This is a genomic window from Carboxydothermus pertinax (assembly GCF_001950255.1).
In the GTDB taxonomy this organism is placed as follows: domain Bacteria; phylum Bacillota; class Z-2901; order Carboxydothermales; family Carboxydothermaceae; genus Carboxydothermus; species Carboxydothermus pertinax.
The window spans coordinates 1-15,589 of sequence record NZ_BDJK01000005.1; the positions used below are offsets into that span (position 1 = coordinate 1).

10 protein-coding genes and 1 pseudogene are annotated in these 15,589 nt (G+C 44.5%); all 11 read left to right on the plus strand.

Features of this window, described 5'->3' with window-relative positions:
* Positions 1 to 392: 392 nt before the first annotated feature.
* Entirely contained in the window at positions 393 to 1,916 is a 1,524-nt protein-coding gene (locus cpu_RS01345; RefSeq protein WP_075858201.1) for an ABC transporter ATP-binding protein, read from the plus strand.
* Between the two features lie 3 nt (positions 1,917 to 1,919).
* A complete protein-coding gene (locus tag cpu_RS01350; RefSeq protein WP_075858202.1) occupies positions 1,920 to 2,963 on the plus strand; it encodes an ABC transporter permease in 1,044 nt (347 codons plus the stop codon).
* Positions 2,964 to 3,899: an ABC transporter permease gene (locus tag cpu_RS01355; RefSeq protein WP_075858203.1), complete on the plus strand. Its 936-nt coding sequence runs from the start codon at positions 2,964 to 2,966 to the stop codon at positions 3,897 to 3,899. It begins immediately after the preceding gene.
* A gap of 50 nt (positions 3,900 to 3,949) precedes the next feature.
* Complete coding sequence (locus cpu_RS01360) at positions 3,950 to 4,942, plus strand: BMP family protein (protein ID WP_075858204.1); 993 nt, start codon at positions 3,950 to 3,952, stop codon at positions 4,940 to 4,942.
* Between the two features lie 264 nt (positions 4,943 to 5,206).
* Positions 5,207 to 8,467, plus strand: a pseudogene (gene rpoB / locus cpu_RS01365) (DNA-directed RNA polymerase subunit beta); the annotation flags it as partial.
* Between the two features lie 160 nt (positions 8,468 to 8,627).
* A complete protein-coding gene (rpoC, locus tag cpu_RS01370) occupies positions 8,628 to 12,086 on the plus strand; it encodes a DNA-directed RNA polymerase subunit beta' (protein ID WP_075858206.1) in 3,459 nt (1,152 codons plus the stop codon).
* A 142-nt stretch (positions 12,087 to 12,228) separates the two neighbouring features.
* Positions 12,229 to 12,492, plus strand: a complete 264-nt coding sequence (locus cpu_RS01375) for a ribosomal L7Ae/L30e/S12e/Gadd45 family protein (protein WP_075858207.1) — start codon at positions 12,229 to 12,231, stop codon at positions 12,490 to 12,492.
* A gap of 3 nt (positions 12,493 to 12,495) precedes the next feature.
* On the plus strand, positions 12,496 to 12,876 hold the full coding sequence (rpsL, locus tag cpu_RS01380) for a 30S ribosomal protein S12 (protein WP_075858208.1): 381 nt from the start codon (positions 12,496 to 12,498) through the stop codon (positions 12,874 to 12,876).
* 40 nt (positions 12,877 to 12,916) lie between these two features.
* The gene (rpsG, locus tag cpu_RS01385; protein WP_075858209.1) at positions 12,917 to 13,387 is read left to right on the plus strand and encodes a 30S ribosomal protein S7; all 471 of its coding nucleotides are present in this window, start codon (positions 12,917 to 12,919) and stop codon (positions 13,385 to 13,387) included.
* Positions 13,388 to 13,402: 15 nt separating this feature from the next.
* Positions 13,403 to 15,481 carry an elongation factor G gene (gene fusA, locus cpu_RS01390; protein ID WP_075858210.1) on the plus strand — a complete coding sequence of 693 codons (2,079 nt, stop codon included), beginning with the start codon at positions 13,403 to 13,405 and terminating at the stop codon, positions 15,479 to 15,481.
* A gap of 16 nt (positions 15,482 to 15,497) precedes the next feature.
* The coding region (locus cpu_RS01395; protein WP_200800619.1) for a GTP-binding protein at positions 15,498 to 15,589 on the plus strand (92 nt) is incomplete at its 3' end.

A 15,589-nucleotide genomic window follows, 5' to 3' on the forward strand; every position in this document is an offset into this window, starting at 1 on the left:
CCCACTTTAATAATACCCGAGGGATACCCACCTTTTTCAATGCCTGTTTTAGCTTAAAAAAATATTGTGAACGATTCTCTGGCCTATCTACAGTATACCTAAAGATCGTGAATTGACATTTAAGAAAACTAATGGGAAACTATTATTAAATAAGGTGCAGTGTTGCATCGTTTAGCAATGAAGCCTTTTGGAGAGTGGACCAAAAGGCTTTTTGGCTTTTATGGGCAATGAAGCCCTCTGGTGAATGCTCAGGCACCGCCCTTTGTCAAGGTCTCAATTTTTTAAGAGGCTAAATTTTTAGGAGGTGGTTTGGGTGAGGCTTATTAATTAACAGTAAAACTATATAAAGACCTTTAATAAGGTTTGGGTATATGATTAAGGGAGGATTATAAATGCAGCCTATACTAAAGATGATAAATATTACCAAAACCTTTCCAGGAGTAGTTGCCAACTGTAATGTTAATTTTGAAGTTTATCCGGGAGAAATCCATGCTCTTTTGGGAGAAAATGGAGCAGGAAAAACAACATTAATGAATGTTTTATATGGACTATACCGGGCGGATGCCGGTGAAATTTATTTTAATGGGCAAAAAGTAAGTTATGATTCTGCCAAGGATGCAATCCGGGCTGGTATCGGAATGATTCATCAGCATTTTATGCTCATTCCTGTACATACCGTTTTGGACAATATTATTATGGGGCTCCCGGGGGATCGGGGAATATTTTATAATCGTATTTATCACCGCAATAAAGTTATGGAAATAGCCCAGCATTATGGCTTGGAAGTGGATCCGGATGCTTTAGTACAGGACTTATCTGTTGGTGCCCAACAACGGGTGGAAATAGTAAAAGCGTTATACCGCAAAGCTAAACTTCTCATCATGGACGAACCTACCGCAGTATTGACGCCGCAGGAAGTAAGAGAACTTTTCGCTACCTTGAAAAAGCTCTCCAGTGAAGGCATGTCAATCATTTTAATTACCCACAAGTTAAATGAAGTTTTAGAAGTATCCGATCGAGTAACTGTCTTACGCGATGGTCAGGTTATTCGAACCTTAAATACTAAAGAAGCTAACGAAAAACTATTAGCCGAGCTTATGGTTGGACGGGAGGTTAATTTTATTCCCGCCAAGTCTCCTTGTCAACCGGGGCCCGTTGTTTTAGAAATAAGAGATTTGGTAGTAAGAAATCAGCGGGGATTAATTGCCCTAAACGGTTTGTCCCTTTATGTCCGAAGTGGGGAGATTCTTGGCATTGCAGGAGTGGACGGTAATGGTCAAACGGAGCTGGCAGAAGTTATTGCAGGGCTAATTAGGCCGGTTTCCGGGGAAATTTTGCTAAATGGTAAACCGATAACAGGATTAAAGCCACGCAGAATTACCGAAAAAGGATTAGGACATATTCCTGAAGATCGCCATAAAAGGGGGTTAATTTTAGATTTTACTTTAACTGAAAATATAATTCTTCAAAGTTATTACAAAGAGCCTTGGTGTGGAAAGTTTGGCTTTTTAAATTTAGATAGTATTAAAAAGCGGGCAATGCAGTTGTTGGATGAGTACAAAGTTAAAACACCCCATAGTGAAGTACCAGCGCGAACTTTATCCGGGGGTAATCAGCAAAAAGTGGTGGTGGCTCGTGAAATAAGCCGCAGACCACAATTATTGTTAGCGGTTCAGCCTACTCGCGGGGTTGATGTTGGGGCTATTGAGTATATCCATGGCCAAATCATTAAAGAGCGGGATCGAGGAGCCGCAGTACTTTTAATTTCTACGGAACTTTCGGAAATCCTGGCGTTATCCGACCGGATCGCCGTATTATACAAAGGACAAATTATGGGGGAAGTTTTAAACGATAATCCCGATGTTAGTGAAATAGGGTTAATGATGGCTGGTATTTCACAAAAAAAGGGGGCCTAAGACATGAAAAAAGATTTGGCAATTAACCTCCTTGTACCGGTGCTGGCGATTTTAGCTGCGCTTATGTTGGGGGCAATACTCCTCTTTAGCATTAACGTTAACCCCTTCGAAGCTTATGCTGTTTTACTGTTTGGTAATTTATCTTCTCTTTATGGGATTTCGGAAATACTTGTTAAAGCGGTGCCGCTGATCATGACTGGCCTAGCCTTTACTTTTGCTTACCGAACTGGACTTTTTAATATTGGGGCAGAAGGGCAGATGTATGTGGGGGCCATTGCGGCGGTTGTGGTAGGTTTAAAGTTTGGTCATTTATCGCCATTTATGGCAATTCCCCTTGCTCTTTTAGCAGCTCTAGTGGCTGGGGCAATCTGGGGAGGTATTCCCGGGCTTTTAAAGGCGGTATTTGGCTCTTCAGAAATTATCATTACCATTATGCTAAACTATGTGGCCGTTTATTTTTTAAGTTACCTTGTGGATAAACCCTTGCGGGAAAAATCCGGTTTTTATCCGCAAACGGATATGATAGGAGAAAATGCTTTTTTGCCGGTGCTAATACCCAATACCCGCTTGCATCTTGGATTTCTGATAGCTCTTTTGTTTGCAGTGTTGGTCTATATCATCCTCTGGCGAACCAAGCTTGGCTTTGAATTAAGGGCGGTAGGGCTAAATCTGCATGCGGCCGAATATGCCGGGATTGATGTACGAACTAAAATGTTTTTAGCGTTAGCCCTCTCGGGCGCCTTGGCCGGGGTTGCCGGGTTTACCGAAGTGGGGGGAATTCACCACCGGTTACTTGATAACTTTTCTAAAGGCGTTGGTTTTGACGGCATTGCTGTAGCGTTATTGGGGCAGGCCACACCTTTCGGGGTAGTGTTGGCCTCACTATTGTTTGGACTTTTACAGGTTGGAGCTAACAGTATGCAGCGCTCGGTGGGGGTTCCAGCCAACATTGTGTATATCATCCAGGGCTTAATTATCCTTTTCTTACTGGGGGGTACAGTTCTTGCCCGGCGCTACCAGAGGAAAAAAGCCAAGGGGGTGGCTTAAATGGAGCATATCTTAACCATTGGATTTTTAATTACCCTGCTTGCGGCTACTATTCGTTTATCTGTACCAATTTTATTGGCGGCCCTGGGGGGGATGTTTTCCGAACGTTCTGGGGTTATAAACATTGGTCTTGAAGGGATGATGTTAACCGGGGCTCTCTTTGGGGTAATTGGATCGTATATGACGGGGAGTCCATGGATAGGTATTGGATTTGCGATAGTTGGCGGGATGCTTTTAGCTTTAATCCATGCTTACATGACAGTAAGTCTAGGGGTTGACCATGTGGTTACCGGGATTGCGGTAAATATTTTAAGTGTTGGGCTTACCAGTTTTATCTTTCGAGCTAAATTTGGGATTACCACCACACCGGTAACGGTCAACGCTTTTAAGCCCTTAGCGTTACCTGTACTAAAAGATCTACCGGTATTAGGACCAATTTTCTTTCAGCAAAACATCTTGGTATATTTAGCATTTTTACTGGTGCCGATAGTTTCAATCATTCTGTACCGTACTTCCTGGGGTTTGACAATCCGAACCGTGGGCGAACACCCCAAAGCTGCCGATACCGTTGGCATTAATGTAATAAAAATCCGCTACTTATGTGTTTTAATCTCCGGAGTTTTAGCGGGAGTTGCAGGAGCATTTCTTTCTTTAGGGCAGTTTAACATGTTTGTCGACAACATGGTTTCCGGGCGAGGTTTTATTGCGGTGGCGGCTGTAATTTTTGGCAAATGGAAACCTTTGGGAATTTTAGCTGCGTCACTGGTTTTTGGTTTAGCCGATGCGCTGCAGATTCGGTTGCAAGCGGCGGGGACTGGAATACCTTATCAATGGTTTTTAATGCTACCTTATCTGGTAACGGTACTAGCTATGAGTGGCCTTGTGGGCAAAACGACAGCACCGGCGGCTTTAGGTAAGGTATATGAAAAGAATTAAAATTTGGCTTTTAGGGCCAAAACAAATAAAAAACAAAAAGGAGGAAAAAGATGAAGAAAAAGGTTCTTTCTTTAGTAGCAGTACTTTTAATGGTTGCGCTTATTTTTGGCCTTACCGGATGTGGCCAAAAGGAGGAGCCAAAAAAGGAAGGGAAAGCAAAAAAGTATAAGATTGCTTTAGTGCTCCCTGGTCCCATTAATGATCAGGGATGGAACGCCACCGCCTATGCTGGATTGCAGCTGGTGAAAAAAGACCTGGGCATTGACATGGAGTATATTGAAAACGTTCAACAAGCGGATTTTGAAGCAACTTTAAGGGATTACGGCGAAAAAGGCTATGACCTGGTCTTTGCCCACGGGGTACAATTTACCGATGCGGTAAACAAAGTAGCTCCCCAGTATCCCAAAACTTTTTTCATGGTAATTAACAGTGACCAGGGCAAAGCTCCCAATATTGGTGGTATAGGTATCCGGGAATGGGAAGGTGGCTATGTTGCTGGAACCATTGCGGCCCTTACTACTAAAACCAAAAAGCTGGGGGCTATCGGCTCCTTCCCCTTTCCAGTAATTAAAGGTACCCTTGATGCGTTTGAAAATGCTGCTAAAGCGGTGGACCCTTCGATTAAAGTTATGAAAACTTACGTTAACTCCTGGGAAGATATCCAAAAAGGGAAGGAAACAGCTTTAGCAATGGCAGAAAGCGGGGCCGATGTTTTGTTCTGTACAGCCAACCAGGTAGGACTAGGCAGTATTGAAGCGGCAAAGACCAAGGGAGTTAAAGCAATTGGCTATATTGCTCCCCAAAACGAGGTAGCTCCAGGGACAGTTATTGCAAGTGTTCTCTACAAAACTCCTAACTTATTTAAGTGGGTGGTGGAGCAGTTTGTAGCCGGGAAGCTTGAACCGAAAGGCTACAGCCAGGGCTGGGCCGAAGGGGTACTTGAAATGGATTGGACCAACGAGGTTCCGCAGGATGTAAAAGATAAAGTAAATGCGGTAATTGAAGATTTAAAGGCAGGAAAAATAGCTCCTCCAAAACCGTAAAGTAGTAAAGTAGGGACGGTTCTTTATAGGGACTGTCCCTATTTTTATACTTTCTGGGTATTGACAGGGATAAAGGCTTGTGATATCATTTAAAAATGCCATCTTGTAAATTTAATTGGAGGATGGATAATATCTTGTGGCTTCGGATAAAATATGGTAAAAAGCTGTATTGCCTTAAAAATTATAGGTAGGAAGGCAAGGGGGGTTCTTTTTGCCTTTTTACCTTTTTGGTTTTTTAACTTTTTTTGAGGGGTGATAATTTAAATGATACCGGTTCAGGTCGGGAAAAAAGTACGTTACAGCTATGCAAAATTCCCCGAAATCCTGGAACTTCCTTACCTCATCGAGATTCAGAAAAAATCTTATCAGTGGTTTTTAGATGAGGGGTTAAGGGAAGTATTCCGGGAAATATCTCCGATTACCGATTTTACCGGTAATTTGTCGCTGGAGTTTTTAGATTACCAGCTAGGCAAGCCCAAATACTCGGTGGAGGAGTGCAAAGAACGGGATTTTACATATTCTGCCCCTCTAAGAGTGAAAGTAAGGCTTATTAACAAAGAGACCGGTGAAATTAAAGAACAGGATGTGTTCATGGGGGACTTCCCCTTAATGACTGAAAAAGGAACTTTTATCTTTAACGGAGCTGAACGGGTAGTCATAAGTCAAATGGTGCGCTCACCGGGGGTTTATTTTTCCGAACAGGTGGACCCTAACGGTAAAAAAATGTATCTAGCAACTATTATCCCTAACCGGGGAGCTTGGCTGGAATTTGAAACCGATGTTAATGACCATATATATGTGAGGATTGACCGCACCCGAAAACTTCCTGCTACTGTACTCTTAAAGGCTATTGGGTACGAATCAAAAGGAAGGATTGGAGAGCTTTTTGACCACGATGACAAGATTACTGCGACTTTAGACCGGGACAATACCGATTCCCGGGAAGAAGCGTTAATTGAAATATATAAAAAGCTTCGTCCGGGTGAACCGCCTACAGTAGAGAGCGCTAAAACTCTTTTAGATTCCTTGTTTTTTGATCCAAAGCGGTATGATTTAGGTAATGTTGGTCGCTATAAGTTGTTTAAAAAGTTAAACCATGGGGTATTGTACCGTTATCTCGATGAAAACGGTGAAAAAGAATACGATAAATATTTAAATGATTACGTCCCGGTGAAAAGGGAGTTTATCCGGGAACTTACTAATGAAGATATAATTTACACCATCCGTTACCTTTTAGGCCTTTTAAGAGGCGAAGGAAAAGTGGACGATATTGACCATTTGGGTAACCGAAGACTTCGGTCGGTAGGGGAACTTTTACAAAACCAGTTTCGTATTGGTTTAGCCCGGATGGAGCGGGTGGTTCGGGAACGGATGACCATTCAGGATGCCGATTCCCTGACTCCGCAAGTTTTAATAAATATAAGGCCCATAGTGGCAGCTATTAAAGAGTTCTTTGGCTCAAGCCAGTTGTCCCAATTTATGGATCAAACTAATCCGTTGGCAGAGCTTACCCACAAACGGCGGCTGTCAGCTTTAGGACCGGGAGGCCTTTCCCGGGAGCGGGCTGGTTTTGAGGTGCGCGACGTTCACCATTCCCATTACGGGCGGATGTGTCCCATTGAAACTCCGGAAGGCCCAAACATTGGCTTAATTGGTAACCTTACAACTTATGCCCGGGTCAATGAATTTGGCTTTATAGAAACTCCTTACCGCAAAGTGGATAAAGAACGGGGCATTGTTACCAATGAAATTGTCTATTTAACTGCCGATGAAGAAGAAAAGTACGTTATTGCCCAGGCCAACGTTAAGCTTTCGCCCGAGGGAAAGTTTTTAGAAGAAATGGTAAATGCTCGGCATGGTCACGATATTCTTCATGTGGAGCCTTCAAAGGTTGATTATGTTGACGTTTCCCCAAAACAGGTTTTTTCGGTAGCGACTTCTTTAATTCCTTTCCTAGAACATGATGATGCCAACCGGGCGCTAATGGGTGCAAACATGCAACGTCAGGCTGTGCCTTTAATCCGGACCGAAGCACCGGTAGTGGGTACGGGAATCGAATATAAAGCTGCTAAAGATTCCGGCGTGGTTGTGCTGGCGAAAAACCCGGGCATAGTGGAACGGGTTACTGCTGATGAAATTGTTATACGAAATGATCAAGGGAAAATTGACCGTTATAAGTTAATTAAATTTGAACGATCCAACCAGGGTACTTGTATCAATCAAAAACCAATCGTTACTAAAGGTGAACGAGTGGAAAAAGACCAAATTATTGCCGATGGACCGTCCACCGATTATGGTGAACTGGCCCTGGGACGAAATGTTTTAGCAGCTTACATGCCCTGGGAAGGTTATAACTACGAGGATGCTATTTTAATTAGTGAAAAGCTTGTCAAAGAGGATGTTTTTACTTCTATTCACATTGAGGAATACGAATGTGATGCCAGGGATACAAAATTAGGTCCGGAAGAAATTACCCGGGATATCCCTAACGTGGGGGAAGATGCCTTAAAAGATTTAGATGAACGGGGAATTATCCGGGTAGGTGCCGAAGTTCGTCCTGGCGATATTCTGGTGGGTAAAGTTACTCCTAAAGGAGAAACGGAACTTACCGCCGAAGAACGGCTTTTACGGGCCATCTTTGGCGAAAAAGCCCGGGAAGTGCGGGATACTTCCCTGCGCGTTCCCCACGGAGAAGCTGGAAAAGTTGTAGATGTAAAAGTCTTTTCCCGGGAAAACGGGGACGAGTTGCCTCCAGGGGTAAATATGCTGGTTCGGGTTTATATCGCCCAAAAGCGGAAAATCTCAGTGGGGGATAAAATGGCCGGACGGCACGGTAATAAGGGGGTTGTAGCCCGAATTCTTCCCGAAGAAGATATGCCTTTTTTACCCGATGGTACACCGGTGGAAATAGTTTTAAACCCGCTGGGAGTTCCTTCCCGGATGAATATCGGGCAGATTCTGGAGTGCCACTTAGGCTGGGCGGCGAAAGCCCTGGGAATAACCGTAGCAACCCCAATCTTTAATGGGGCTAATGAAGAAGATATTTTTGCTGCCCTGAAAAAAGCTGGTCTGCCGGAAGATGGTAAGATTGAGGTAAGGGATGGGCGTACCGGCGAACCGTTTGATAGCCGGGTAACGGTAGGTTATGTTTATATGTTAAAACTTGCTCACCTGGTGGATGATAAAATACACGCCCGTTCTACCGGTCCCTACTCCCTGGTTACCCAACAACCGCTGGGTGGTAAAGCCCAGTTTGGCGGTCAAAGGTTTGGAGAAATGGAGGTGTGGGCACTGGAAGCTTACGGTGCTGCTTATACCCTCCAGGAAATCCTTACCGTTAAGTCCGATGACGTGGTTGGCCGGGTAAAAACCTACGAAGCAATTGTCAAAGGGGAAAATATTCCCGAGCCAGGAGTACCGGAGTCCTTTAAAGTACTAATTAAAGAACTGCAAAGCTTAGGATTGGACGTAAAAGTTCTTACCGAAAATGACGAAGAAGTAGAAATTAAAGAAATTGATGACGACATTGGGGAAAAAGCGGAAGAATATGGTTTAGCGGCAAGTATAGCCGACCGGGAAGAAGTGAAAAACGATTATTATGAAGAAGAAGTAGAAACGGATTATGAGATTAATGATGACTTTGACGGTGACCTGGTGGATTAAATTATGAAAGGAGAGAAGCTCCTTGCTGGTTTTAAATAATTTTGAGCGGATTAAGATTGGCCTTGCCTCACCGGATCAAATCCGGGCCTGGTCCCATGGAGAAGTTAAAAAGCCGGAAACCATAAATTACCGCACCTTAAAGCCCGAAAGGGATGGACTTTTCTGCGAAAGGATTTTTGGCCCAACGAAAGACTGGGAATGTCACTGCGGCAAATATAAACGGGTGCGCTATAAAGGGGTAGTGTGTGACCGCTGCGGGGTTGAAGTTACCCGTTCTAAAGTCCGGCGGGAGCGGCTAGGACATATAGAGCTTGCCGCTCCAGTTTCACACATCTGGTATTTTAAAGGGATTCCAAGTCGCATGGGGCTTTTACTGGATATGTCCCCGCGCTCTTTGGAAAAAGTTCTGTACTTTGTATCATACATTGTTATTGATCCCGGGGAAACGCCTCTTCTTAAAAAGCAAACTTTAACGGAAACTGAGTACCGGGAAGCCAGGGAAAAATACGGTAATGAATTTAAAGCAGGAATGGGAGCTGAAGCTATAAAAGAGCTTTTAGCAGAAATTGATTTAGATGAATTAGCTTTAGAACTTAAGGCTGAAATAAAAGAATCGACCGGCCAGCGCAGGATTCGGGCTCTTCGTCGTTTAGAAGTGGTAGAGTCGTTTAGAAAATCCGGTAACCGGCCGGAATGGATGATTTTAGATGTTATTCCGGTAATTCCACCGGAATTACGGCCAATGGTACAGTTGGATGGAGGACGCTTTGCTACCTCGGACCTTAATGATTTATATCGGCGGGTGATTAACCGGAATAACCGCCTAAAAAGACTTCTAGAACTGGGAGCTCCGGATATCATTGTCCGTAACGAAAAACGGATGTTGCAGGAAGCGGTAGATGCATTAATTGATAACGGCCGCCGCGGCCGTCCGGTTACCGGTCCGGGGAACCGTCCGTTAAAATCTCTTTCCGATATGTTAAAAGGTAAACAGGGACGGTTTAGACAGAACCTTTTAGGTAAAAGGGTAGACTATTCGGGCCGTTCAGTTATCGTAGTAGGCCCCGAATTAAAGCTCCACCAGTGTGGTCTTCCTAAAGAAATGGCCTTAGAGCTTTTTAAACCTTTTGTCATGAAGAAGCTTGTAGCCGACGGCATTGCCCATAATATTAAAAGTGCAAAACGCATGGTGGAAAGGGTAAAACCAGAGGTATGGGACGTATTAGAAGAAGTAATTAAAGAACACCCGGTACTTTTAAACCGGGCGCCAACTTTGCACCGTTTAGGTATTCAGGCGTTTGAGCCGGTGCTGGTAGAAGGTCGGGCAATTCAAATTCACCCGCTAGTTTGCACTGCTTACAACGCTGACTTTGACGGTGACCAAATGGCAGTCCACGTACCTCTCTCGGCGGAAGCCCAGGCGGAAGCTCGGCTTTTAATGCTTGCTTCTCACAACATCTTAAACCCCAAAGACGGAAAGCCGGTGGTTGTACCGACTCAGGACATGGTTATTGGAAGTTACTACCTTACGGTCGAAAAACCTGGAGCAAAAGGGGAAGGTAAGAAATTTGCCCATCCTGAAGAAGTCATTATGGCGTACGAAAGTGGGGTTCTTGAACTTCACTCCAGGATAAAAGTTCGTTATCCTATTGGAGGTGAATGGGTTGAGCTTGAAACTACTCCTGGGCGGATTATCTTTAACGAAGTAATTCCGGAAGAGTTAAGGTTTATTAATCACCTGGTGGATAAAAAAGGCTTGGGTAAGATTGTTACCGAATCTTACCGAAAGCTTGGCTACGAAAAGACCGGACACTTGTTGGATGGCCTTAAGAAACTTGGCTTCCATTATGCCAATAAAGCCGGACTTACCATCGGGGTAGTGGATATCACCGTACCTAAAGAAAAGCAGGAAATCCTGGAAGAGGCTGACCGGATGGTGGCTGACATTGAAAATAAATACCGCCGGGGATTAATTACCGAAGATGAGCGTTACCAGAAAGTAGTGGATATCTGGAATGCAGCTACCGATAAAGTTACCAAAAAGCTGGTGGAAACCCTAGAAGCTTCTCAATTTAACCATGTTTATATGATGGCAAAATCCGGTGCTAGGGGTAACATCCAGCAGATTCGGCAACTGGCAGGGATGCGGGGCTTAATGGCTGACCCTTCGGGTAGGATTATCGACCTGCCAATTAAAGCTAACTTCCGGGAAGGCTTAACCGTATTAGAATACTTCATTTCAACCCACGGTGCTCGGAAAGGCTTAGCCGATACCGCTCTTAGAACTGCTGACTCCGGTTATTTGACCCGACGCTTAGTGGACGTTTGTCAGGATGTGATTGTACGGGAAGAAGATTGTGGAACGGAAGACGGAATTTATGTAACCGACATTAAAGATGGTACTGATATTATTGAAAAACTTGAAGATAGGATTTTAGGAAGAATTGCTGCCGAAGACGTAATACATCCTGCAACCGGTGAAATTTTAGTTGCTAAAAATCAGGAAATTACCGAAGAAATTGCCGAGAGTATTGCGGCAGCAAAGGTCGAAAAAGTAAAAATCCGTTCTGTTTTAACCTGCCGGACCAGGCACGGAGTTTGCACCAGGTGTTACGGGCGAAACCTTGCTACCAATAAGATAGTGGACATTGGCGAAGCGGTAGGGATAATTGCGGCTCAAAGTATTGGTGAACCGGGTACCCAGCTTACCATGCGGACCTTCCATACGGGAGGGGTTGCTGGTGAGGACATCACCCAGGGTTTACCGCGGGTTGAAGAGCTATTTGAGGCAAGACGCCCCAAAGGGCAGGCAATTATCACCGAAATTGACGGGGTAGTAGAAGTTAGAGATAATAAGGGCCGCCGGGAAATTGAAGTGGTGAATCCGGAAACCGGCGAACGCCAGGTTTATCCAATAACTTACCAGGCCAGAATAAAAGTCCAAACCGGAGATAAAGTTTATGCCGGTGATGAATTAACCGAAGGACCAATTAATCCCCACGACTTAATTAAAGTTAAAGGCATTGAAGGAGCCCAGCTTTACCTCTTGCAGGAAGTACAGAAAGTTTACCGGATGCAGGGGGTTGAGATTAACGACAAGCATATTGAAGTGGTTATCCGGCAAATGCTAAGAAAAGTAAAAATTGAAGAGTCGGGTGATACTGATCTGTTACCAGGAAGCCTTGTGGATATTTTTGAATTTGAAGATGAAAATACCAAAGTTGTTGCCAAAGGTGGCCAGCCTGCTACAGCAAAGCGGGTGCTTTTAGGTATAACAAAAGCATCCCTAGCTACCGACTCGTTCTTATCGGCAGCGTCGTTCCAGGAAACTACCAGGGTGCTTACCGAAGCGGCTATTAAAGGTAAGGTGGATCCACTTTTAGGTCTTAAAGAAAACGTTATTATTGGTAAACTAATACCGGCGGGTACTGGAATGTCCCGTTACCGTAACATTATGGTCCAGGCCAAAAGTGAAGATTAAAAAAGGGGCCGGGATTCCTCGGCCCCGAAAAAATTAACATAATTTTAATGTATGCTGTTCCTGGTAAAAATTTAGATGAATTGACAAGGATTTATCAAGATGTTATCATATAAAAGTGTGTTAACAGGCGGGAGGGAGTATTGTGCCGCTTTCCGAGATTACCGAAGCAAAAAATAAAACGGTTGGCACCAAACAAACAATAAAGGCCCTCCAGAAAGGGAAAGTTAGGAAAGTATTTATTGCCTTAGATGCAGAGAAGCGGGTGACTGACCCGGTATTAGCTCTCTGCAAAGAAAAAGATGTACCAGTAGAAGCCGTGGATACAATGGAAAGTCTGGGAAAAAGCTGCGGTATTGCTGTAGGATGTGCCTGTGCTGCAATTTTAGATCCGGGGAAGGAGGTGTAACAAATGCCAACGATTAATCAGCTAGTAAAGAAAGGTAGAGAAAAAGTTACCGTTAAGTCCAGTGCTCCGGCGCTGAAGGGTTGTCCGCAAAAGCGGGGTGTTTGTACCAGGGTTTACACCACAACTCCAAAGAAGCCAAACTCAGCTTTAAGAAAAGTAGCCCGTGTTCGCTTAACCAATGGTGTTGAAGTTACTGCATATATCGGTGGTATTGGCCATAATTTACAAGAACACTCGGTGGTGCTAGTAAGAGGGGGCCGGGTTAAAGACTTACCTGGTGTTAGATACCACATTGTTCGGGGAGCGCTTGACTGTGCTGGAGTGCAAAACCGAAATCAAGGTCGTTCCAAGTACGGGACAAAACGGCCGAAGACCAAGAAGTAAAAAAAGTTTTGGAAAGAAACCTTGTAAAGGGGGGAAGAAAATGCCCAGAAGAGGACCTGTGCCGAAACGGGATGTTTTACCGGATCCGGTATATGGCAGCAAACTTGTTACTAAGTTAATTAATAAAACAATGGTTGATGGCAAAAAAAGTTTAGCTGAAAAAATTTGCTATCGAGCCTTTGAGATAATCCGGGAAAAGACCGGTAAAGATCCGCTGGAAGTTTTTGAAGAAGCGATGAAAAATGTCATGCCGGTGGTGGAAGTGCGGCCGCGGCGGGTTGGTGGTGCCAACTATCAGGTACCCATGGAAGTACGCCCGGAGCGGCGGCAATCCTTGGCGCTTCGCTGGATTGTTAATTATGCCCGGGAAAGAAGTGGCCGCAGCATGGAGGAAAAACTGGCGGCGGAAATTATGGATGCTGCTAATGGTGTTGGTGCAGCGGTGAAGAAAAAAGAAGATACTCATAAAATGGCGGAGGCCAATAAGGCGTTTGCCCATTACAGATGGTAAAGGAGGGAATACGACGTGCCAAGAGAATACCCGTTGGAGCGTACAAGAAACATCGGGATTATGGCTCATATTGACGCCGGCAAAACAACTACTACCGAGCGTATTCTCTTCTATACCGGTAAAGTGCATAAAATGGGCGAAGTGCATGATGGTGCTGCTACTATGGACTGGATGGTTCAGGAGCAGGAGCGAGGTATAACTATAACCTCTGCGGCGACCACATGCTTCTGGAAAAATCATAGAATTAACATCATTGATACGCCCGGCCACGTGGACTTTACCGTGGAAGTTGAAAGGTCGCTTAGGGTTTTAGACGGTGCGGTGGCGGTGTTTTGCGCTGTAGGTGGTGTGGAACCGCAATCGGAAACCGTCTGGCGTCAGGCTGATAAATATGGTGTTCCAAGAATTGCGTATGTGAACAAAATGGACCGGATGGGTGCGAATTTCTTTGAAGTAGTAAAACAGATTAAAGAGCGTTTGGGAGCCAATCCGGTGCCGATTCAGCTGCCCATTGGTAGTGAAGATACCTTCCAGGGGATTGTAGATTTAATTGAGAATAAGGCAATAATTTATACCGATGATTTAGGTACTCAACTTGCCGAAGCAGAAATTCCGGCAGATATGCTTGATATGGTTGCCGAATACCGGGAAAAAGTACTGGAAGCGGCGGCGGAAGCAGATGAAGAATTAATGCTAAAATATTTAGACGGTGAAGAACTCACCGCTGAAGAAATTCGTGCCGGTCTAAGAAAAGCTACCATTGCTGTTAAAGTGGTTCCGGTGCTTTGTGGTTCTTCCTTTAAAAATAAAGGGGTTCAGCCGTTACTAGATGCAATTGTTTACTATTTACCTTCACCGGTGGATATTCCGGCAGTTAAAGGAATTAACCCGGAAACCGGTAGTGAAGACACCAGGATTGCAAGCGACTCTGAACCGTTCTCCGCTCTGGCGTTTAAAATTATGGCTGACCCTTATGTGGGTAAGCTCACCTTCTTTAGGGTTTATTCCGGCGTCTTAAAGTCCGGTTCCTACGTTTTAAACTCAACCAAAGGGAAGAAAGAGCGGATTGGTCGCTTATTACGGATGCATGCTAACCATCGGGAAGAAATTGATGAAGTATGTTCCGGTGATATTGCGGCAGCGGTTGGATTAAAAGATACCCACACGGGAGATACCATTTGCGATGAAAAGCATCCTATTGTTTTAGAATCAATGGAATTCCCGGAGCCGGTTATTAACGTGGCTATTGAACCCAAGACGAAACAGGACCAAGAAAAAATGAGTATTGCTCTCCAGCGTTTAGCTGAAGAAGACCCCACCTTTAGAATGTGGACGGATCAGGAAACGGGACAGACCATTATTGCCGGAATGGGTGAGCTCCATTTAGAAATTATTGTGGACCGTTTAATGCGGGAATTTAAAGTAGAAGCTAATGTGGGTAAACCACAGGTTGCATACAAAGAGACCGTTCGCGGCACTGCCAAAGTGGAAGGGAAGTACATTCGGCAGACCGGTGGACGAGGCCAGTACGGTCATGTGTGGATTGAAATTGAACCGCTGGAAGCGGGTAAAGGCTATGAGTTTGTTAACAAAATTGTTGGTGGCGTAATTCCCAAGGAATACATTCCCGCTGTAGATGCTGGTGTCCGAGAAGCGCTAGAATCAGGTGTATTAGCAGGATATCCGGTTATTGATGTTCGGGTAACGTTGTTTGATGGAAGTTACCATGAAGTTGACTCTTCGGAAATGGCGTTTAAGATTGCCGGTTCGATGGCGGCAAAACAAGCGGTTTTAAAAGCCAATCCGGTGCTTTTAGAGCCCATTATGAAAGTAGAAGTGGTCGTTCCCGAGGAATATATGGGTGAGGTTATTGGCGACTTGAACTCCCGCCGGGGACGGATAGAAGGAATGGAAGCCCGGAATAATATGCAGGTTGTTCGGGGCTATGTACCTTTAGCTGAAATGTTTGGTTATGCGACTGACCTGCGGTCTAAGACTCAAGGACGGGGAACTTATACGATGCACTTCTCTCATTATGAAGAGGTGCCCAAAAATCTGGCTGACCAAATAATACAAAAAAGACAGGGTAAGTAAAAAGGAGGAATAAAAAATGGCGAAAGCAAAATTTGAGCGGGTAAAACCCCACGTAAACATTGGAACCATCGGCCACGTTGACCATGGTAAGACTACATTAACTGCAGC